Genomic DNA, 21,282 nt, shown 5'->3' with positions numbered 1-21,282 from the left:
CCCGCGGCCTGCGGGCGCTTGGCCGGGTTTCCCGCTTGGTCCGCATTGCACCTTTCGCGGCAACGTGCATGCCGGGTTCCAGCGCCACCCGGCCTGTCACCTGCTTGCGGTCATCCCCGTAGTTTCAGTAACGTATAAGCGGAGGACACCTTGAAACTCAAATTCGCGATTCTCCTCTCTCTCGCCCTGCTTCCGGTTGCGTCCTTTTGCCAGAGTGCGCAACCCGCTCCCTCCAGCACCCTGGTCGCCCGTGTTGGCGACACTGGCTTCGTGCAGCTCGATGCCGACAGCTTCCACGCGCTCTCCCCCCGCCAGCAGACATTGGCTTACTGGCTCACGCAGGCCTCCATCGCCATCGATCCCATCATCTACGACCAGCTATCGCGCTACGGCCTGCGCCAGAAGCGCCTTCTCGAGGAAATCGTTGCGCATCCCGCGGGAATCGATCCCCAGCTCATGGTGCGCATCGTCGATTTCACCGAACTGTTCTGGGCCAACCGTGGCAACCACAACGAGATGACCGCGCAAAAGTTCCTGCCGGCGTTCCGCTTCGAGGAACTGCAGCAGGCGGCTCTCACCGCCCAGCGCCACGGCGCTATGAAGACGCCGTGCGCCGGCCTGCCCCCGCTCACCACCCCGGCGCAGCTCAAAAAGGAATTGCAGGGCCTGAGGGCCTCACTCTTCGACCCGGACTTCGAGCCTATGATCACCGCCAAGAGCCCCAAAGGCGGCAAAGATATCCTGCAGGCCAGCTCCAACACCTTCTATGAAGGCGTTTCCTTGGCCGACCTCAAGGATTTTCACGAGCAGCACCCGCTGAACTCCCGCCTCGTCAAAGGCCGCGACGGCAAGCTGCGGGAAGAGGTCTACCGCGCCGGCACCCCCGACGGCACAATTCCCCCGGGCCTCTACGCCGCTTTCCTGCACAAGGCCATCACCTGCCTGGAAAAAGCGCGCGGCTTCGCCGGCCCGCAGCAGGCGCAGGTAATCGGCGATCTGATCCGCTACTACCAGACCGGCGATTTTGCGGATTGGCTGAAGTTCGGCGCCGCTTGGGTGCAGGACAACGCCACCGTGGACTTCGCCAACGGATTCATCGAGGTCTACCGCGACGCCCGCGGCGCCAAGGGCAGTTCGCAGAGCTTCGTCTCCATCACCGACAAGCCCGTTTCCGATTTGATGGCCAAGCTGGCGGACAACGCCGAGTATTTCGAGCAGAAGGCCCCCTGGGAACCCCAATACAAGAAGCAGTCATTCACCCCGCCGGTGGTCAAGGCCGTGGAGACCCTGATTGAGGCCGGCGACTTCTCGGTCAGCACGATCGGCGACAACCTGCCCAATGAAAACGAGATCCACGAGAAATACGGCACCAAGAACTTCCTCTTCACCGGCAGCAGCCGCGCGTTCGATCAGGCCGTGGGCACCTCGGCGCTCGAGGAATTCGCTGCTTCGCCGGAAGAGCTCGCCCGCGGCAAAAAGTACGGCGTCGAAGCGGAGAACCTCCTGACCGCCCTGCACGAAGTCATCGGTCACGGCTCCGGCAAGCTCAGCGAGCGGCTCTCCGGCGGCTCCGCGTCCTACCTGAAAGAGTATTTTTCCACGCTGGAAGAAGCCCGGGCGGACCTGATGGCCCTGTGGAATGTCTGGGACCCCAAGCTGAAGGAGCTCGGACTCCTGACGGATCAGGACGATGTCGCAAAAACCATGTACGACGCTTCGGCCCGTGTGGCCCTCACGCAATTGCGCCGCATTCCCAGGGGCGACACGATCGAGGAAGACCATCAGCGCAATCGCCAGCTGATCGTCTTTTTCATCATGGACAAGGAGCCCGGCGCCATCGAACAGTTCGAACGCGGCGGCAAAACCTACATCCGCGTGCAGGATTACCAGAAGATGCGCGAGGGCGTGGGCCTGCTGCTGGCCGAACTGATGCGCATCAAGGCCGAGGGTGACTACCCCGCCATCAAGGCCCTCGTGGACCGCTACGCCGTTCATTTCGACACCGCCTTGCGCGACCAGATCGTAGCCCGCTACCGCAAGCTCAACCTCCCTACCTATTGGGCCGGCCTTAACGCCGAGCTGACCGCCCGGTGGGGCAAGAATGCGCGGATCGAAAAGGTGGAGATCCGCTACCCGCGCGACCCCGTCCGCCAATACTTGCATTACGCCGCAATGTACAACCCGGGCCTGCGCTCCACCACGCCGGCGCACTAGCGCCCTCCGTTTTCCCCGGAACGCGGTCCCCCCGGCCGATTCCGGGAAACGGGATATTCGCGGACTCCGGAGCCGCCTGGCCTCTGCCCGCGCCTGGCAAACCGCTCCATCTTTCGGTATTCTTTGCTCCCGTGAACATTCTCCTGACTGACGTGGAAACCAGGGTGCTCGGCTCGCTCGTCGAAAAAGAGATCACCACCCCGGAGTACTACCCCCTCTCCCTGAACGCCCTCCTCCATGCCTGCAACCAGAAATCCAACCGCGATCCCCTCCTGAATCTGGATGAACCGGCCGTGCGCCAGGCATTGAGCAGCCTGAAGGAGAAAGGCCTGGCCGGACTCGGCACCACCGCCGACAGCCGCGTGGCCAAATACGAGCACCGCCTTCAGGAAGTCTTCAACTTCAACCGCCAGGAGACCGCCATTTTCTGCGAACTCCTCTTGCGCGGCCCGCAGACGCCCGGCGAATTGCGCAGCCGCGCCGAGCGCATGCAGCACTTCGACGACCTGAGCGTCGTGCACACCACCCTGCAGCGCCTGATGCAGCGCGAGCCTCCCTTGGTCAAGGTTCTGCCCAAGCAGCCCGGCACCAAGGAGGCGCGCTACGCTCATCTTCTCGCGGGCGATGTCGCGGCCTGGGAGCCACCCGCGGAATCGGGAGCGGCCGTCGCCGGAGCCTCGACCGATGCCGATCGGATTGCCCAGTTGGAAGAGAGTGTCACAGGTCTGCAGCGCGACGTCGCCGGCCTGCAACAGCAGTTCGCCGACTTTCGAAAGCAGTTTGAGTAGCGGCATTCCCGCAGATGCAGGCCACTACCTCCATGCCCTTTGCCCAATGGATTTGCGGCGCTCCCATCCTGGCCGACGGTGCCTGGGGCACCGAACTGCAGAAGCGCGGCCTGCCTCCGGGCGCCGATCCCGACGAGTGGAACCTCACGCAGCCGGCGCTGGTGCGCGAAGTCGCCGAAGCCTACGTGCAGGCCGGCAGCCGCGTGATCCTCACCAACACCTTCCGCGCCAATCCCGTCAGCCTCGCTCTGCATGGTCTGGAAGCACAGGTGGAAGCCATCAATCGCGCCGGGGTACGCATCTCCCGGGAGGCCGCGCAGGACGCGGCGCTGGTCTTCGCCTCGCTCGGCCCCACTGGAAAAATGCTGGTCACCAAGGAGATCACCGCGCCGCAGATGAAGGACGCCTTCACGGCGCAGGCCCGCGCCCTGGCCGCGGAAGGTCCGGATGCCCTGCTGCTCGAGACCCTAAGCGACCTCACCGAGGCGCGCATCGCGGCAGAAGCCGCTCTGGAGACGGGTTTCCCGGTGATCGTCTCCTTCGTCTTCGATTCCGGCAAGAATCGCGACCGCACCATCATGGGCGTTACGCCGGAGCAGGCGGCTACCGCGCTGGCCGCGGCCGGCGTTCAGGCCATCGGCGCGAACTGTGGAAACGGCATCCGCGAATACATCCCCATCTGCCGCCGCCTCGTGGCGGCTTCCCCGCTGCCCGTGTGGATGAAACCGAATGCGGGCCTTCCCGAAGTCGTGAACGGCAAACTGGCCTATCGCACGACGCCTGCGGAGTTCGCCGCGGCGGCGCGAGAGCTCGTCTCGGCCGGAGCGGCCTTCGTCGGCGGCTGCTGCGGCACCAGCCCCGACTTCATCCGCGCCATGGCTGCGGCGCGCTCCTGGGGCCATCCCCTTGCCCCGCGCGGCGAATCCTAGAACAGCAAGGCGAATCGGTCATGCGCGGGAAGGCATCCGCGCTTCAACTTGACGAACTATTTTCCGGCGCGGCCTGGGCCAGCGCTTCGAACTGCTTCCTGTGACGGCAGGTCTCGCGCAGATTGCAGAAGTCGCAGACCTGCCCGCCCAGGCGGACCTCTTTGCCGAGCCCCACAACCATGGACAGCGATTTTCGCGGCGTCATCAAGCAGTACGGGCTGAGCTGCACGCCGGCGGCGCCGGCACCGAGCAGGCCGAAGATCTCTTTTTGCCCCGCCTCGATCTTCCAGCCGCTCATGCCCGGACTGAGAGGAGTCGTACTGCGCAGTTCCTCGTGCAAGGCTACCTCATCGATATGCCCGCAGACGGCGGCCGCCAGCGCTTCCACCGCCGCCGTCCCGAAGCCATCCAGCGCCAGGCCCAGCGCCACGCCCAGCGGTCGATCGTCCCTCATCGCTTCGGAGATCCGCGCCTCTAGCCTTTCTCCGATGGTGGCCACTGCGACCAGCACCTGCTGCGCACCGGCCAGGTGCTGCGCCACCAACGGTCCGCTCAGCGCCCCGCCGCCTTCCAGAAGCACGCGCTCATGCCGCAGCGCATGCACCGCCAGCCGGCGATAAGCCACGCGCGGATCGAGATAAGCCATCCCTTCGCGCAAAGCCTTTTCCGCAACGGCCACCGCCCGCGCATTTCGCGCGCGCAACTTTCCGGCGTCGGCGCCCTGCCCGCGCAACACCATGTCCACGTCGATTTGCAGCCGCCAGTCCTGCAAGAGCTGCACCGAACCCGCCGCGATCTTTTCCCGCTGCATTCCGCTCACACTCCCAGCCCGGGCAGTTGCTCCATCCCCGCCCGCCTGCCCTGCTCCCCAACAATGGCTTTCAATTCCCTCTCGACCTCCGCCGCAAGCGCCGGCCGCCGGTACGCCGCCAGCAGTTCCGTCACCCGTTCCCGCGCCCGCGCGAACATATCTTTCGCTCCGTTCTGCTCCCACGCGTGCAGCGACCCGCGGTCGATCACGCTGGAAGGCAAATGCTGCTCGCTGCGAAAAAGCCTGCGCGTCTCCGGAAGCTTCAGAAATTCCCCGCGCAAGCCGGCCTGCGCGAACATGGCCAGCGCCAGCGACTCCCCGCGCGGCTGGATCCCGGCGCGCACACGCTGCGCCATGGCGATGGTTTCCGCGTCCAGCACCAGTTTTTCCGGGCTGTGGCACGCCAGCGAGTCCAGCATCCCCGCCCCCGATATCATGTTGATCCCGCCCAGCGCGCCCATCAGCGCCGCCACTCCGCTTTCCAGGCCCGCCTGCGCATCCATCACCTTGGCGTCACTGCCGGTGAGATACCCGTGCGTCGGCAGCCCCAGATGTTTGCCCACCTGTGCGCAGGCCACATTCAGCATCGCCGTTTCCACCGCCCCCATCGCCGTAATCCCGCTGCGCATGTCAAAAATAGCCGGCGCCCCGCCCCACACCACCGGCGCTCCGGGCTGCGCCAGTTGGTGGATCACGATTCCGCTAATGCACTCCGCCGCGTGCTGCACCACCGTGCCCGCCAGCGTCACCGGAGCCGCCGCGCCCGCCAGCGGCACGGACACCACCTCCGCCGGCACACCCGCGCGCGCCAGGTCCGCTAGATTCTGCCCCGCGAAATCCGACCAGTTCAGCGGCGGCGAGGGGCATACGTCGAACACCGCGCGTGGCCTGCCCCGCAGCGCTTCGCGCCCCCCGCTGTCCGCCGCCAGCAGGTCGATCATCAGCGGCACCGTGTGCGCCGCAAATGCCCCGGTGACGATCGGCTTGTTCGAATGCAGCAGCACCAGGAAAAGCCGGTACAGATCGCCGATCTCCTTGGGCACGTCATTGCATACGACCGCGGTGGACTGCGCCGCATACTGCGGCAGCATCTCCGCCACTTGCACCAGCCGCACCAAGTCGGCCGCCTGCGTCATGCGGTGCTGGAGCGTCGCGGGATCCAGGATGTGCACGCACGACGACCCCGGATCGAACTGCACCGCGTCGCCCCCGTAGCGCACCACCGGCTCCCCGCCGCGGTTGTGCAGGAAGAACTCGCGCGGCGCTGAAGCCAGCGCCTGCCGCGCCAGCGCTTCCGGAATGTGTGCAATGCCCTCCTCGACGCGCGCCCCCGCCCCGGCCAGTAACTCCACCGCGGCCTGCGCCTGCACTTTGACGCCGGGCTCGGCAATGAGCGCTAAAGCTTCGCCCAGTATTCGTTCGATCAGCTCGCGTTCCAGAATTTCCAGTTTTGGCTGCATCGCTCGTCCACCGTTACACCTTCACACACGCCCGCCGGATCACTTCCCGGCCAGCGCCTTCGCCAGCGCCACCGCCGCCAGCGCATCTTCCCCGTAGCCGTCCGCGCCGATCTCCTCCGCCCAGCCCCGCGTGACCGGCGCGCCGCCCACGATGATCTTCACCCGCGGGCGCAGCCCGTTCCGCTCCAGCGCCTCCGCCACGTTCTTCTGCCCGGTCATCGTGGTGGTGAGCAGTGCGGAAACTCCCACGATGTCGGCGTTCAGTTCCCTTGCCTTCACGGCGAACGTATCGAAGGGCACGTCCACGCCGAGGTCGTGCACCTCGAAACCGCTGGCGGAGAGCATCGTGCCTACCAGCGTCTTCCCGATTTCATGGATGTCGCCCTGGACCGTGCCCAGCACGACTTTCCCCAGCGTTTCGCGGCGCGCGCCCGCCTTCTGCATGGCCGGTTCCAGAATCGCCGTCGCCGCCTTCATCGCTTCCCCGGCCATCACCAGGTCCGGCAGAAACATCTCCCCCTGCGCGAACTGCTCGCCCACGTGGTTCAGTCCCGGCACCAGCCCTTCGTTGATGGCGTCCAGCGGGGCCATGCCCGCGGCCAGCGCACGCTGGCAGATCTCTTTTGCCTGCTCGGGATCTCCGTCGATGATGCACTGCCGCAGCGCGGGGTAGAGGTCGTCGTGCATGGGGCCTCCGGTGGTCGGAGCCAAAAGAAACAGATGCTTCGATCAAAGAGTGTATATCAGAGCGCAAGGCAAGGAGAGAGATACCGCGCGGCGGAAAAGCGCTCGGGCGCCGTTCTTCCCGTCAGCTGAACGACCGGTCGGCGGCCACGGCCAGCGACTTTTCCACGATTTCAATCCCCGTTTTCTTGAGAAACTCCTCGGGGGAAACTCCGCCGATCAGGATGAAGACGTAGTCGTTGGCAATCTCCACGGTCTTCCCGGCCACTTCGAGCACCACGGACTTTTCGCGGATTTCGCGCAACTGGGAACTGCGCTGCACGTTCAGCTGCCCCTGCGCCTCGGCTTCGGCGATGAATTTCTGATTGCGCTCGCGGGCGCGCTGAAAGTTTTCGCCGCGATAGGAGAGCGTCACGCGATTCCGCTTGTGCTTGCTGAGACCCACCGCCGACTCCACCGCCGAATCGCCGCCCCCCACGATCAGGATGTCCTTGTTCTCGTAGCTCTCGGCCTCGATCAGCGCATAGGCCACCTTGGCCAGATCCTCCCCCGGCACACCCAGGCTGCGCGGCGTCCCGCGGCGGCCCAGGGCCAGGATCACGTTCTTCGCATGATACTGGCCCTTAGAGGTCTCCACGACGAAGCCGCCCGTGTTGCGCGCCACGCGCTCCACGCGCTCGTTGGTCTGCACGCGCACCCCGGTATTCGCCACAATCGTCTCCCATACCGAGAGCAGCGCCTCCTTCGTGCCGTCGCTTACATACAGCGGCCCGTAGAGCGGAATCTCCAGCGGCTCCGCCATCAGGAATTTCTGCCGGGGATAGTGGCGAATCGTGGAAGCGATCTCCCCCTGCTCGATGGCCAGGTAATTCAATCCGTACTGGTGCGCGGTCAGGGCCGCGCTCAGACCCGCGGGGCCCGCGCCGACGATCAAAACGTCGCGGACTTCGTCCGGCCTCGCGGCTTCGGCGGGCGCCTCTTCGTGCCCATGCGCAGCCGGCTTGGCGGTTTTTCCCACGCGCTTATGCACGTGATCCATCACCAGCTTGCCTTCGTTCACCGCCGTCTTGATGAGCCCCATGCCTCCCAGCTCGCCCACGATGAAGACTCCCGGCACGTTGGTCTCGAAGTTTTCCTTCACCAGCGGCACGCGCACGGTCTGCAGCGCGCCGTCGTAGGAGTAGAGGATGCCCTGCGTGGGGCAGACTTCCGCGCACTTGGCGTGGCCGGTGCAGCGGTCCGGGTGAGCAAGGATGGCTTTGCCACCGACGAGTTCCAGGGCCCCCGTCTCCGGGCAGGCTTCAATACACGAACCGCAGCCGATGCACAGCGAAGCGTTGATCACCGGCTTCGGCTTGCCCTTGGCTCCTCCGCTGGGGGCGTTCACCGCGGCGCGGTGCACGCTCCACATGGCCAGCGCCGCCCCGCAGTGCGAGCAAAACGCGGAAGATTCCCCGATGGCCTTGCCGCAGCGCGGGCAGGCAATCGTTTTCGCGGCAACCGCGCCTGGCGCGCCCGCCGCCGCATGGGCCGTGCCCGCCGGACGCGCCGGTTTCTTCGCCGTCAGCTTCTTCAGATAGCCGCGGACGAAAAACAGCGTCACCAGCGAGGCGACCAGCACCGTGAGGAACGTATCCATTGTATGCGTGACCGCAGAGCGGTCAACACTAACGCCCGCTCAAAAATAACCCAGGAGCAGGACCACGGCAATGTGAATAGACGCGAGGACGACGAAGGAATAACTAAACGGCCGGTGCACGACGTGCCACAGCTGGAACAGCTCCTGGGCCTTGGACAGGAACAGCGCTTTCTTGTTCAAATAGGCCTCTTCGTTCAGGCAGTCGATTACGCTCTCCACCTGGGGATGGTGCGAACGGATCATGCCCCACAGGACCGCGTTCCCGCCGAACGAACGCAGCGCTTTTCGGCGCAGTTCGGCGATGCCCCAGCGCCGCGCCACGTCGAAGCGCAGCATCAGCCACAGCACCTCCTGCGAGGACATGGACTGCACCTCGGCCGGCGACGGCAGCCGCAGCAGCGCAGCGAAATCCTCGGGTGCCAGCACTTCCTGCGCCTTGAGCCTCTCCGCCAGGCGCGCACTCTCCTCGCGCAGCTCCTTCATGGACACCTCGGCCGCACCCAGGCTGCGCGGGATCTGCGCATAAATGTAGCGTCCGATAAATCCGCTGATCGCTACCGCGATCATGATCCAGTAGGCGATCCCCGCCAGTCCCCGGAACTTGAACGAGGAATGAAACGTGATGACCACCGGCGCCAGAACGCCCAGAACCACGTGGAAGTTCAGCCAGTGCCGCGAATTCCCCACCTTCGAAAGCCATTTCCAGCTTTTGCGGATGGCGTAGAGGAAAAGACACAAGAAGAGACCCACCCCCAGAAGCCCCAGACGGATACCGATCATTCCGCTCGGCTTCAGATACGCATGCTTGGGAGACAACGCGCGATGCGCCTGGTCCAGCGTGTAGTAGTTCGCTCCGTAGATCATCAGCCCCAGCGTCAGCGCGGCGCCGGCGATCACCAACACGTACAGTAGAAAATTGTGCAGCGCCACACCTGGGCGCCGCATCTGGGCGGCGCTGGCGGCTGGGCTTGTGGCAATCGAGCTCATGGCGTTCCTCCTGGTCCCACGTGCACGTCCACGGAATATCGCCGGTAGCCGGAAAAAACGTGCACATTGCGCCAGTGTTGGCGCGGTGTTTCCAGGTCCACCGTGGCCGAAACCGGCAGCCACAGTTTCTCCGGCGTTTTCTGCAGCTCGACGGAGGCATACCGCACGTCGCAGCTCAGGCTGTGCAGCCCGATATCGTCCAGCGGCTCCGCCAGCTCCCCGGTGATGCGCGCCACCGCCCCGCTCTGGGCGTCGAGCCACACCGTCCCGGAAAGCCCGATGGGATAATCGCGATTGCGCAGGCGCAGAACCGTGGGGGAGTCCGCGCCCTTCACGTGCTCGAAATGCAGGCGCAGGAAGCGCTGCCCTTCCACCACTTCCTCCGCCAGCGGAGTAAAGCGGAAGCTCGGCTCGTAGTAGGGATGCAGGATCAGAGCCAGTGTTGAAAAGCCGCTGGTGGTAAGCAGCGGGCGCTGCTCAAAACGCACCGCTGGCTTCTCTGCCTGCAGCGATTCCTCGGCGCTCATGCGCCCGTCTTTCACGTGTACCAGCATCAGCGAATCGAAGAAAGCCTCCTGCTGATACTCCGGCTTCCCGTTGCTGCGCAGCTTGTACTGCGATACGTGCTCGATGTACCGGACCATACTCAGGTTCGTGATGAGCTCTTCCGCGGCGGACCCGGCGCGCCGCAGAAGAGCGCCGTCGGCCGCGCTTGCCGGCGGCTCCTGCGCGCTCAGACGCAGCGGAAGCGACCAGAGCCCGGCCAAAAGAGCCGCGACAGCCAGCGCCTGCCATCCCCGCGCTTCGCGCTTCCACGCTCCGCCCATCTAAAACCTCTCTCCCACCACGAATAAGAGCTGGTCGTAGTTCACCAGCCCGCCGCGCTGCCAGGTGAATCCTCCCTGCAGGAAGAGATGCCGCCCGGGCGACCAGTCCATCTGCGTAGTGGCGAAATGCGAAGTGGCGCTCGTGGCATTCAGCGAATTCAGCCGCTGAAAGCCGGCCTGCGCTTCCCAGCGCAGATCTTCCCGCAATTGCCGGGAGAGCGAGAGCGACTCGTAACTTCCCTGCCCGATCACGCTGTCGAAGCGCGAATAGCGCAGATCGGCGCGCCACGCCGTGTTCAGGACCCTGCCGAGGGTGATCCCGTACATCTGATTCCAGGAAGGCTTGGTATCCCCCGTCCGGTTGCTGCGCCCGATGCTGGTGTACAGCGTGACGTGCCGCACCACTTCCGCGCGCACCCCCCCGCTCAAACCCTGGAACAGATATTTGTCCAGCAGCCCGGTGCCGATCAGCACCGGGTCGAACGTCGGCATGCCCCGGAAATAGCTGTGATTCAAATCGAAGGCCAGGCGCGGGTGCGGCTGAAAGCGCAGCGTCAGGTAGCTGCGGTTGATTCCCCCATACGTGGTGGCGATCGGGGTCGCCGGGTTGGCGGGATTGGCGGCCGTGTAGGTATGCGGCAGATCCACCTGCATCGAGTGGTACAGCGTTACCCAGCGTTTATAGCTCAGCGTGTTTTCCGCAAACCCGAACTGCCTTTCCGCGCGCCAGCCGATCGTCGAAATGGCCACGCCCCCCGTGCTGATCAGGTGCAGGCCCTCAAACCGCCCGCGCTCGAGGTTCACGAAAAGTCCCCCGATCCGCCGGTCCGGCTGGTAGTCCCAGGAGGCGGGGTCGGGCGTGGAGCCCGCGAACACTCCCGCGATCATCCCATTGAAGGTGCGCAGTCCGGCGTAGCCCCCGTCTATCGCGTCCAGGCTGCTGGCCCACGGCAAGTACAGGCGGCCCGCTCCCGCCACCAGCGAGGAATACGGGTTGTTGTAAACAAAGTTGAGCTGGTACGTGCGATTGATGAGATCGTTGATCGTCTGCGGCTGCGAGCCGGAATGGTGATTCAGCCGCCCGCGCCAGTAGCCGCTGAAATTCCAGTAACTGCCCCCGAGCCGCGTCATGTCCGCGCGCAGCACCAGCCCCAGTTCGGAGTTGCTCGAAGCGGTGCTTCCGCGCCCGTACACCGAGCTGTATTCCACCCCAATTCGTCCGCGCGCGCGGTTGATCTCCGGCAGCGGCCGTTGCCGCGGCAACGCTTCGCGCACCTCTTCGTCCAGAGGATCCCCGGTTGTGAAGGAAAGCACCTGCAGGTACGGTCGCGCTACTCCCGCCGAAGCCGGTGCCGCCGCGGCCTCCGTCCCCGGGGGAAGGATGGCCACGTCGCCGGCGCGCAGCGGGCGCGTGGACGTCACAATCTCGCAAACCGCCGAGGCATCCGCCAGCGCGCTGACCTCGATCGTCGCGATTTCCTCGGCTTGCAGTTGCTCGCCGCGGCTGGCCCCTGCGCCCGCCGCCGGCGGCACAATCTTTAGCACCTGATGCTCGGCCAGCCCCGCGTTGCGCCCGGCGTCGAGATAAACGATGCCCTCGGCCACGTATTTCACATGGAACACCGGAGAGGTCTCGCTCTTTTGCTGCGCGGCGCCCGCCCCCGCCAGGAAAAGCAGCGCCACCATAACCGCGCCGGATCTCATGCGCTGCTCATCAATTCCCCGCGACTCCCTGCGGGTGGCAGGAGTAACAGCTTGTCGCGCTGTACGCGTACCCGCTCACGCCGGAATGCTGCGGATCCACATTCGACTGGGCATGGGTGTGGCAGGTGATGCAGGAAAACGCCGCGTAGTTCGCGGAATTGACGTGGCAGTCGGCGCACGTCGTCCACTTCCCCTGGTGCGTCCCCGAATAGATCGGGAACCAGGTGTGATTGAACGTCGCCCCCAGCCAGCTCGACGTCGTGTGGCAGGTCTGGCAGGTCGTCGGAAACGCCGCGGCCACGTGGTTGGGGTCGGTGGTGCTCTGATATTCCTTCTTGTGGCAGGAATAGCAGTCCGTCGGCGTCCCGGCATAGACCCCGGCGATGTGACAGCTCGCGCACGGCACGCTCACGTGCGCCCCGGTCAGCGGAAACGCCGTCTTGCTGTGATCGAACGTCGCCGGTTGCCACGCCGTGGTGTTGTGGCAAATGTTGCACTGCTGCGGGTAACCTGCCGCCACGTGGTTGGGATTCGTGGTGCTGTTGTAGTTCTGCAGGTGGCACGAGACGCAGTCCGTGCTCAGCCCCTTGTACACTCCGCTGCTGTGGCACTGCGAACAGGCCGCGTTGACGTGCGCCCCCGTCAGCGGAAACTGCGTCTGGTTGTGATTGAACGTCGCCCCCGCCCACGACGCCGTGGAATGGCACAGCGAACAATCTGTCGGGAACCCGGCCGCCGCGTGATTCGGGTTGGTCGTCTTCTGGTAGTCGGTCAGATGGCATGCGGCGCAGTTCGTCGGCGTGCCCGCGTACTTCCCATTGATATGGCACTGCGTGCAGGCCACATTGACGTGCGCCCCCGTCAGCGGAAACACCGTCTTGCTGTGGTCGAAGATCGCCGGCTGCCACGCCGCGGTGTTGTGGCAGACGGCGCACGTCTGCGGGAATCCCGCCGCCGCGTGATTGGGGTTCGTCGTCTTCTGGTAATCAGGCAAGTGGCACGCCGCGCAGTCCGTCGGTGTTCCCGCATACTTGCCGTTGATATGGCACTGCGCGCACGGCACGTTGACGTGCGCCCCCGTCAGCGGAAACGCGGTCTTGTTGTGATCGTAACTCGCCGGCTGCCACGCCGTCGTGTTATGGCAGACGTCGCACGTCTGCGGAAATCCGCCCTGCACGTGATTCGGGTTCGTCGTTTTCTGGTAATCCGGCAGGTGGCACGCCGCGCAGTCCGTTGGCGTCCCCGCGTATTTCCCGTTGACGTGGCATTGCGAGCATGGCACGTTGACGTGCGCACCCGTCAGCGGAAATTTCGTGAACGTGTTGTGGTCAAATTTGGCCCCGGCCCAGCTCGCCGTGGTGTGGCAGGTGCCGCAATCCGTCGGAAACCCGGCCTGCGCGTGATTGGGGTCTTGCGTCGCGTTATAGTCCTTGGCGTGGCACGCGTAACAATTCGCCGGCGTGCCCTTGAACTGGCCCCCGACGTGGCAGGCCAGGCAATCCAGCCTGGCATGGGCCCCCGTGAGCGCGTATCCCGTGAAGCCCAAATGGTCAAACGACGCCCCGAACCAGCTGCTCATGGAATGGCAAACCTGACAGGTGGTGGGAAAACCCAGCACCTGATGGTCCGGCCCCTTGGCGCCCTGGTAGTCCTTGCTGTGGCAGGACACGCAGTCGGTGGGCAGTCCGCTAAACTGCCCGGTCGCTCCTCCGCGGTGGCAGCTTTCGCAATCGACCACCGCATGGGCCCCGACCAGCGGGAAGCGGTTCTGATGGTTCTGCACCGCTTTGACCGCCACGCTCCAGCCCTTCACCGTGTGGCACTGCTCGCAGCGCGCCCCGAACTGCCCGCGATGCAGGTCCGCATGGCAATCCGAGCAGCGCGACCCGATATTGCTGAATACTTCGAGGACGTGGCACTGCCGGCAGCGCACCCCTTCGTGCATGCCGCGCAGCGGAAAGCGCGTGTGGCTATGATCGAACTCTGGAACGCTGCGGATGGGCTTCCAGCTCGTGAACGTGTGGCAGTTCTCGCAAGGAATCGTCAGCGGCCCGTGCGGATTGCGCGCGGAGACTTGCGGCACTTCCGGGCGCGCCTGTGCCATACCGGGCTGACCCAGCAGAAACAACAACAGCTGCAGCAGGAGTGGCAGACCTGTCGCCAAAGAGACGCACCTCGCACACAGACCGGAAGTGGCTTCCACCGAACTTCAAATTATGTTACGAGGCTTGGGCGCGCCGCGTAACTGACCGCAGGGACAGTATCCGTCCAACGTCCTCAAGCTATTCCGGAGCCGGCCTGTCCGAGCCCTTACCGACCTGTTATCTAGAGACTTCTGTTGCATTCCATCGGCCATTGGTTGTTCTCGGTTTATGAATTTGCTGTAACAGGCAAAATTGCCCCCAGACAGGCTCTCAGCAAGCTCGGAAATTCCGGACAAGCGAGGCGCTTTTCCCTGCAAACCTGTTGTACGGAAACAAGTTGCGGGAAGGTTTTCCACACTCTGTGTAGATTTTTCGCGAAGGCTCTTTAGGGATCCGCGGGTACTCGCCCTCGTCTAATTGGGGAACTCTCGGTCCCCGTGGCATTCCACGCAAGCCTTCGGGGTCGGCTTGTACAGGAGCACGTTTTTCCCGTCTCTCTCTTCCACAAGTTTGTGACAGGAACCGCAGGAAACGCGCTCGTGCGCCCCCTTCAGCGGGAATACCGTATTCCGCTCGTGATCGAAACGCGAGGGAACCCATTTCGCCGTGCTGTGGCAGCCGGTGCAATCCGTAGCCTTGCCACCGCGCGCAAATTGCCCGCCGTGCGGATCCGCGTGACACTCGCTGCACACCGTCGGCGCCGTGCGGAAGGCCAGTTCGCGCGCCGCGGCTTCCGCCCCGCTGGGCTTGTGGCACCCGGAGCAGGCCACTCCGCGGTGCGCTCCGGTCAGCGCAAACTTCGTCGTCGAGTGGTCAAATCCCGCGGCGTCCCTCCAGGACTGCAGCGAATGGCAGGCCCGGCATCCCGCGCGCGTGCCGTCGCTGCGCACGCGCTCCATCCAGGAGCGGAATTTCCCTTCGTGCGGATCTTTGTGGCAGGCCGTGCAGGTGCGGTCCTCGAAGCGATAGCGCGCCGTGCGTTCCCCGTTGATCGACTCTTCGCGATGGCAATCCTTGCAGACCACCGCCGGGTGCGCGCCTTCCAGCGGAAAGCGCGTCTTCGCATGCTGCGCCAGGGTGAACTTCGCCGGGTGGAATCCCTCGACGGTATGGCAGCTTTCGCACTTCCCCAGATACGGCGCCGCCGCGAACTGCCCGCGATGCACATCACTGTGGCAATCCAGGCAGCGCTCGAACTTGATCTTGTAGAGCGTCGCCGCGCCCGCCGGCAGATGGCATTTCGCGCAGGCCACCTCGGCGTGCTTGCCCGCCAGCGGATACTGCGAGGTGCCGTGTTCCTTCACGCCGAACGTGGAAGGCTTGAAGCCATTGACCGTGTGGCACCCCGCGCAGTCGCCGCCTCCCGCGCGCTCCCGGAACTGCCCCTGGTGTGGATCGGGCTTGTGGCAATCGGCGCACAGGGTATGCGCGAGCGGCTTGTGAAAATCCGCTCCCCCGTGGCACTTTACGCAGCCCACTTCCTGATGCTTGCCGAGCAGCGGATACGCCGTCTTGGCGTGATCGAAGGTCTGTCCCAGGCGCACCTGCCGCCAGCCCTCCGTGCTGTGGCATGCCTCGCAGGCCTGCCGAAAGGCCCCGCGATGCGGATCTTTGTGGCAGTCCGCGCAAGCCGCAAACGCCAGCCCGCTGTACTGCGCCTTTCCCTCCGGCCCCCCGGAAACGTGGCATTTGGCGCAGGCCACCCGCACGTGCAGCCCGGTCAGCGGAAAACGCGTCTTGGAATGATCGAATTGCGCTCCCGCTTTCCAGTCCGTGAAGTTGTGGCACTGCGTGCAGTTGTTGCCCAGATGCCCGCTGTGCGGGTCCTTGTGGCAGCTTACGCAATCGCGCGTCAGCCCCAGCCAGCTGCGCCCCAGGTCCTTCATGCGGATCTGGCTGCGCTCTTCCGCCGTGATGTGTTCCGCGGTGTGGCAGCGCTTGCAATCCAGCGCGGCGTGCTTCCCTTCCAGCGCGTACCCGGTCTTGCGATGGTCAAACGACGCCAGCGGGGTCTCCCAGTGAATGAGCTGGAAATCCTCTCCGTTATGCTCGGAATGGCAACGCGCGCACTCCTTGCCCGGCGCCGCATCCTGGACCACCGCGGCGTGCAGCCCGCGATGCTCGCGCAGCCGCCGCGCAATCTCCGTATGGCAGTCCAGGCACTTTAGCTCCGCCGAGCCCATGCGCAGCACATGGCAACTGGTGCACTGCGTCGCCCCGCTCAGTGACTGGTGCGCTTTCGAAAGCGGCCCGGGAGAGATCTGCGCCGGCGCCGCCGGAGCGCCCAGCAGCTGCCCCGCCGCAATCACCGGCAGGCACGCGAGCAGGAAACGCATTCGCGGAAGTTTTGATCGGCGCAAAAGCTCACCTGGCATTTGTCGTACAAGAGGGTGGGTACGCTGAGGCTAGCATGGGAGTCCGCCGGTTGGATGACAATCCCCGCGGAATTGTTGCCAAGAATGCACGCCCGGAAAAATTACGCGCGGGCGCGCAGCTCCTCTACTGCGCGGTACGCCTGGTCTATCGCGCAGTCGGTGTAGGCGTAGGCATCGGCGTCGGCATTGGCGATGGTGATGCGCCCGTAGGGTTTCCGGGCCGCTTCGCAGGGCAGCTCCCCGCCCTCCAGCCAGAAGCGGTCGTAGATCGAGTTGTACTGGTAGGCGTAGCCGTGCGGCCAGCGATTGACGGTAATGGCCGCGATGTCCCGCGCCGGGTCGAAGCCCCCGCCGCTCAGCGTGCGCCCAAGCTGTTCGCGGATGTTGCGCTCAAACGTTTCAAACGTCGTGCGGAACAGCTCCGCGCGCCCCGCCAGGTGCTGTTCCCGCCCCGAGCGCCCCGGCCGGCACGGCGTGCGCATCATGTGCACCACGATGGGCTCCTCCGGTGACTTCGCGCACTCGTAACCTCCCATGCTCACCGGCATGTCCAGCTGGAAGCTGCTGAAGTAACTCCCCGGCGCGTTCACCGCGGAGAGGCCGAGTTTCTCGAACGCTTTCCAGTCCCGCAGCAGCACGTTGGTGTAGACGATGGGCACCTTGGCCGAATCGGCCAGCGCTGCTTTTTGCGCCGCCGGCAGCTCCTCGCAGATGTACGGGATCACCACGTGCCAGCAGGCCAGTACGCAGTTGGCCCCGCGCACGGTGTGCGCCTTGCCTTCGCGCGCGTAAACCACCTCCACTTCCTTCGCCGATTTCGCCTCTCCCACATGCTTCACCCGCACCGCCGTGCTGTTCAGCCGGATGCGCGCCGCCGAGGAAGCTTCGTCCAGCCGCGCGTAATTCGCGCGCGCCAGAATTACGTCGTCCACCGTCTTTCCCGGAATCGCCGCGGGGATCAGGCCGCGCACCAGCAGCCGCGCGATCGTCGCGTTGCCGTCCGGAAAGTGAAAGAAATACTTCTCCGCCTCTTCATTGGGAATGGAATCGCGGTTCATGCCTTTGCCCGGCGCCGGGTCCAGATTCATCCCCGCAAACCCGGGGAAGCTGAAGCCCCAGGCGTCTTGCGCCGGCACCGCGTCCATGCCGTAGCCGTACAGCCCGTGCAGCATGGTCTGAAACACTTTCACCACGCTCGGGTCCACGCCCGCGATCTTCGTCAGGAAATCCGCGTAGCTGATCCGCGCCAGCTTGGCCTTCTTCTCCGCGGAACTAAGCCCGGGCAGATAGTCCTTATTTTCGCTGATCAGCCGCGCCAGGTCCTTTTTCGCCGCAGCGGAAAGCGGCGCCTGCGCCAGAAACTCTTCCGACGCCATCGCCCCGAACTTCGCCTGGGAATCCATCCCTCCGGCCGTGGGCAGAGACGCCAGACGGTCCGCGCCAAAGGTTTCCTTGTCGAAGAACATCCCCTGGCTCATCCCCCGGGTGGAATAGATCTTCGGATCATAAACTTTTGAAAAGCCCGGAACATCGATGCCCAACTCGGCGATCAACCCCTTGGCCACCGCGCTGTACGGCGCCGGGCTTTCAATCGAAAAGGTGCCGCCAAAACCGAGGCGGAATGCTTTTCCCGCCTGGAATTCGTTGCGCTTGGCATGCCCGCCAAAATCGTCGTGATTCTCGATGATCAGGATCTTGGCATCGGCGCCGGCGGCTTTGCGATAGTAATGCGCCGCGGCCAGCCCGCTCAGGCCCCCGCCAACGATCACCAGGTCGTAGTGCTCGCCCGTATCCTCGGGCTTTCCGGCCTTCTCCCAAAACGTGCCGTCGCGCATGCTGTGCGCGACCTCGAACGAACCGGGATGGCTGCCGCGCATTCCGGTCAGCGCCGGCGGGTAATACGATGCACCGCCCTCCGCCGCGCCCACGGGATCGAACGCCCCGAAAATGGCCCCCGGCACAAGCGCCGCGCCCGCGGCCAGCGCAAATCCATTCAGAAGATCACGCCGCGTGATATTGCGGTCCATCCCCAGCATGCGGTCTTTGTCCGTGGTCATGGCAGCCCTCGGCGCGGATTTTAACACACGGCCACCTTCATCCTCCGCCCGCCGGGGATTCCGCATGTCCTTCCTTCACTACCTTCCGAGTCCGGCTTAACCGTCTGTTTGCTTCCTTTCAACGCAGTCGCCGCTGCCCGCCGCGGCGGTCTCCTGCTCCACGCTATCGGCGGCAGTGCCGCCGGTGATCAGGCGCGCCCCGCGGTTGAACGTCAAATATTCGAAGCCCCACTGAATAAAGACCAGCACGCGATTCTGGAATTCGACGATGTACATCAGATGGATAAAGAGCCAGACCAGCCAGGCCGGCCATCCGGAGAGATGAATCCCCAAAATATTCGCCACCGCCGCGGCCCGCCCGATGACCGCCAGATGTCCCTTGTCGGCATAGCGGAAGGCGGGCAGAGGCGGGGCGGCGGCCAGCCGCCTCTGAATGGCGCGCGCGACGTAACTGCCCTCCTGCATGGCCACCGGCGCCACGCCGGGCAGCGCCTGGCCGTCCTCGCGGTGCACCAGAGCTAGATCACCGATGACGAAGATCTGGGGAAAATTGCGCAGCGACAAGTCGGGAAGCACTTTCATGCGGCCGCTGCGGTCGGTTTCCGCGCCGGTGCGCGCGGCGAGCCTCTTGCCGAACTCCGTCGCCTGAATTCCCCCGGCCCACAGGACGGTCCTCGCCTGGATGCGCCCCGTTTCCTGCCCGCTCCGGTAAACCACGCCATCACGCTCGATCGCCGTGACCTGCACGTTCTTCAGTACCCGCACGCCCAACCGCGTGAGCAGACTCTCCGCCTTCGCGGCAAGATCTTCAGGGAAAGCGGCCAGCACGCGCGGCCCGCCTTCCAGCAGAATAATCTGCGCTTCCTGCGGGCGGATGCGCCGGAAATCATTCTTAAGCGTCTGCCGGGCAATTTCCGCCAGCGCCCCGGCCAGCTCCAGACCCGTCGCCCCGGCTCCGACAATCACGAACGTAAGACACGCGCGAACCTCTTCCTCGCTCGCGGCGCGTTCGGCCCGCTCGAAGGCGTACAGGATCTTGTGCCGGATCGCCGTGGCGTCTTCGACCGTCTTGAGGCTGGGCGCCCATTCGCTCCAGGCCTCGTTGCCATAGAAAGAGGCTTCCGAGCCGGTCGCGACAATCAGCGTGTCGTATTCGAGGGCCGCTCCGTCGCGCAGCAGGACGCGGCGCGCCTGCGGATCCACATCCTGCGCCTCGCCCAGCAGCACGCGCGCGTTCTTCTGCCGGCTCAAGACGCTGCGCAACGGCGCGGCGATCTCCCCCGGCGAGAGCGAGCCGGTGGCCACCTGATAGAGCAGCGGCTGGAAAAGATGAAAATTGCGGCGGTCCAGCAGGGTCACGTCCACCGGCGCGCGCTTCAGCGCCTGCGCCGCATGGAGCCCGCCGAACCCGCCTCCCAGAATCACCACGCGATGCCGGTCGGCCATCCCGCGCCCCCCTGCCGTGCACTGGAAGCATACCTGCCGGCGAACTACGGATTCCGCCCTTACAGGTTCAAGTGGCCGTACTTCTCCGCGATCTCTGCGTCTCTGGGCCGGCCTTTTCTTTCCGTCTTCCCGTGCGGATTTTCCCAGCGGCCGGCGATGGCCAACCCGCACTTCCCGCACGCGCCGTCGCGCAGATTGTTTTCCAGGACGTCGTGCCAGGAGCGCCGGATCAGCAGCGCCGCGCATTTCGGGCAGTAGGTGTGCGCGCCCTCGCTGTAGATGTTTCCTTCGTAAACGTAGTGCACCCCCGCCTCGCGCGCGATCTTCCGCGCGCGGTGCAGCGTCTCCGGCGGCGTCGGCGGCTTATCCTGCAGCTTGAAAGCAGGGTGGAAGGCGGTGAAATGCAGCGGCACGTCCGGCCCCAGATGCTCCACCACCCACTCCGCCAGCTGGCGCGTCTCCGCCGGATCGTCGTTGAGCGTGGGAATGATCAGGTTGGTGATCTCGAACCAGAGGTTGGTCTCGTTCTTCAGAAACTGCAGCGTCTCCAGCACCGGCTTGAGGTGCGTGAGCGTGACCTTGCCGTAGAACTTCTCGGTGAAAGCTTTCAGGTCCACGTTGGCGGCGTCCACGTGATCGAAAATATCGTGGAAGGCTTCGTAGGTTACATACCCGTTGGTAACCATCACCGTGTTCACCCCGTGCTCCTTCGCCGCAGCGCAGATGTCCACCACGTACTCGCCCCAGATGGTCGGCTCGTTGTAGGTGAAGGCGATCGAGGGGCAGCCATGGCGCAGCGCCAGCAGTACCACGTCCTCCGGCGGCAGCAGTTGCGCGCGCGACTGGTCGCTGCGCGACTTCGAGATGCTCCAGTTCTGGCAGAAGAAGCAGCCCATGTTGCAGCCCGCCGTGCCCATCGAGAAGATCCGCGTCCCGGGCAGAAAATGATTCAACGGCTTCTTTTCGATGGGATCGATTTGCAGCGCCGCGGGCGCGCCGTAGCCCAGGCTGTAGAGCTTGCCGCCTTCGTTGACGCGGATGAAGCAGAAGCCCGCCTGCCCGGGATGAATGTGGCAGTGCCGCGGGCAGAGGTAGCAGTGGACGCGCCCTTCGGGCTCGGGTTCCCACCAGCGCGCTTCGTGGAGTGCGGGGGACTTCTGGAGGACCTTGAGTTCTTCCATAGACCCTCCTCTTTTTGAAGTATACATCCGCTGGAG

15 protein-coding genes are annotated in these 21,282 nt (G+C 64.8%); 3 read left to right on the top strand and 12 right to left on the bottom strand.

Going from position 1 to position 21,282, the window contains the following annotated elements:
* Positions 1–150: 150 nt before the first annotated feature.
* From LAN61_08655 to LAN61_08645, 3 genes are all read left to right on the top strand, one after another.
* Entirely contained in the window at positions 151–2,214 is a 2,064-nt protein-coding gene (locus LAN61_08655; GenBank protein ID MBZ5540573.1) for a dipeptidyl peptidase 3, read from the top strand.
* A gap of 131 nt (positions 2,215–2,345) precedes the next feature.
* Positions 2,346–3,002: a YceH family protein gene (locus LAN61_08650; GenBank protein MBZ5540572.1), complete on the top strand. Its 657-nt coding sequence runs from the start codon at positions 2,346–2,348 to the stop codon at positions 3,000–3,002.
* 32 nt (positions 3,003–3,034) lie between these two features.
* Complete coding sequence (locus LAN61_08645) at positions 3,035–3,931, top strand: homocysteine S-methyltransferase family protein (GenBank protein MBZ5540571.1); 897 nt, start codon at positions 3,035–3,037, stop codon at positions 3,929–3,931.
* Between the two features lie 43 nt (positions 3,932–3,974).
* On the opposite strand, the gene LAN61_08640 is transcribed toward LAN61_08645, so the two are convergent.
* The 12 genes from LAN61_08640 to amrS all read right to left on the bottom strand — a co-directional run bounded on the left by LAN61_08640 (position 3,975) and on the right by amrS (position 21,246).
* Complete coding sequence (locus LAN61_08640) at positions 3,975–4,742, bottom strand: hypothetical protein (GenBank protein MBZ5540570.1); 768 nt, start codon at positions 4,740–4,742, stop codon at positions 3,975–3,977.
* A gap of 5 nt (positions 4,743–4,747) precedes the next feature.
* Positions 4,748–6,202 carry a trimethylamine methyltransferase family protein gene (locus tag LAN61_08635; protein MBZ5540569.1) on the bottom strand — a complete coding sequence of 485 codons (1,455 nt, stop codon included), beginning with the start codon at positions 6,200–6,202 and terminating at the stop codon, positions 4,748–4,750.
* A gap of 39 nt (positions 6,203–6,241) precedes the next feature.
* Positions 6,242–6,889 (bottom strand): corrinoid protein, encoded by a 648-nt coding sequence (locus LAN61_08630; GenBank protein MBZ5540568.1) that lies wholly within the window; start codon positions 6,887–6,889, stop codon positions 6,242–6,244.
* A gap of 121 nt (positions 6,890–7,010) precedes the next feature.
* Positions 7,011–8,525: an NAD(P)-binding domain-containing protein gene (locus LAN61_08625; protein MBZ5540567.1), complete on the bottom strand. Its 1,515-nt coding sequence runs from the start codon at positions 8,523–8,525 to the stop codon at positions 7,011–7,013.
* Positions 8,526–8,564: 39 nt separating this feature from the next.
* Entirely contained in the window at positions 8,565–9,512 is a 948-nt protein-coding gene (locus LAN61_08620) for a hypothetical protein (protein ID MBZ5540566.1), read from the bottom strand.
* Positions 9,509–10,339: a hypothetical protein gene (locus tag LAN61_08615; protein MBZ5540565.1), complete on the bottom strand. Its 831-nt coding sequence runs from the start codon at positions 10,337–10,339 to the stop codon at positions 9,509–9,511. The genes LAN61_08620 and LAN61_08615 overlap by 4 nt, the downstream gene beginning before the upstream one ends.
* A complete protein-coding gene (locus LAN61_08610; GenBank protein ID MBZ5540564.1) occupies positions 10,340–12,043 on the bottom strand; it encodes a hypothetical protein in 1,704 nt (567 codons plus the stop codon).
* A 10-nt stretch (positions 12,044–12,053) separates the two neighbouring features.
* Positions 12,054–14,207 carry a hypothetical protein gene (locus LAN61_08605; GenBank protein ID MBZ5540563.1) on the bottom strand — a complete coding sequence of 718 codons (2,154 nt, stop codon included), beginning with the start codon at positions 14,205–14,207 and terminating at the stop codon, positions 12,054–12,056.
* A 393-nt stretch (positions 14,208–14,600) separates the two neighbouring features.
* Positions 14,601–16,523: a cytochrome C gene (locus LAN61_08600; GenBank protein MBZ5540562.1), complete on the bottom strand. Its 1,923-nt coding sequence runs from the start codon at positions 16,521–16,523 to the stop codon at positions 14,601–14,603.
* 140 nt (positions 16,524–16,663) lie between these two features.
* Positions 16,664–18,619 carry an NAD(P)-binding protein gene (locus LAN61_08595; protein ID MBZ5540561.1) on the bottom strand — a complete coding sequence of 652 codons (1,956 nt, stop codon included), beginning with the start codon at positions 18,617–18,619 and terminating at the stop codon, positions 16,664–16,666.
* 96 nt (positions 18,620–18,715) lie between these two features.
* Entirely contained in the window at positions 18,716–20,065 is a 1,350-nt protein-coding gene (locus LAN61_08590) for an NAD(P)/FAD-dependent oxidoreductase (GenBank protein MBZ5540560.1), read from the bottom strand.
* Positions 20,066–20,124: 59 nt separating this feature from the next.
* Positions 20,125–21,246 (bottom strand): AmmeMemoRadiSam system radical SAM enzyme, encoded by a 1,122-nt coding sequence (gene amrS, locus LAN61_08585; GenBank protein MBZ5540559.1) that lies wholly within the window; start codon positions 21,244–21,246, stop codon positions 20,125–20,127.
* Positions 21,247–21,282 lie beyond the last annotated feature (36 nt).

It is taken from the genome of Terriglobia bacterium (assembly GCA_020072785.1).
GTDB lineage: Bacteria > Acidobacteriota > Terriglobia > Acidiferrales > UBA7541 > Acidiferrum.
Note: the sequence above shows the minus strand (reverse complement) of the source record. Positions and strands in the feature narration are given on the sequence as shown.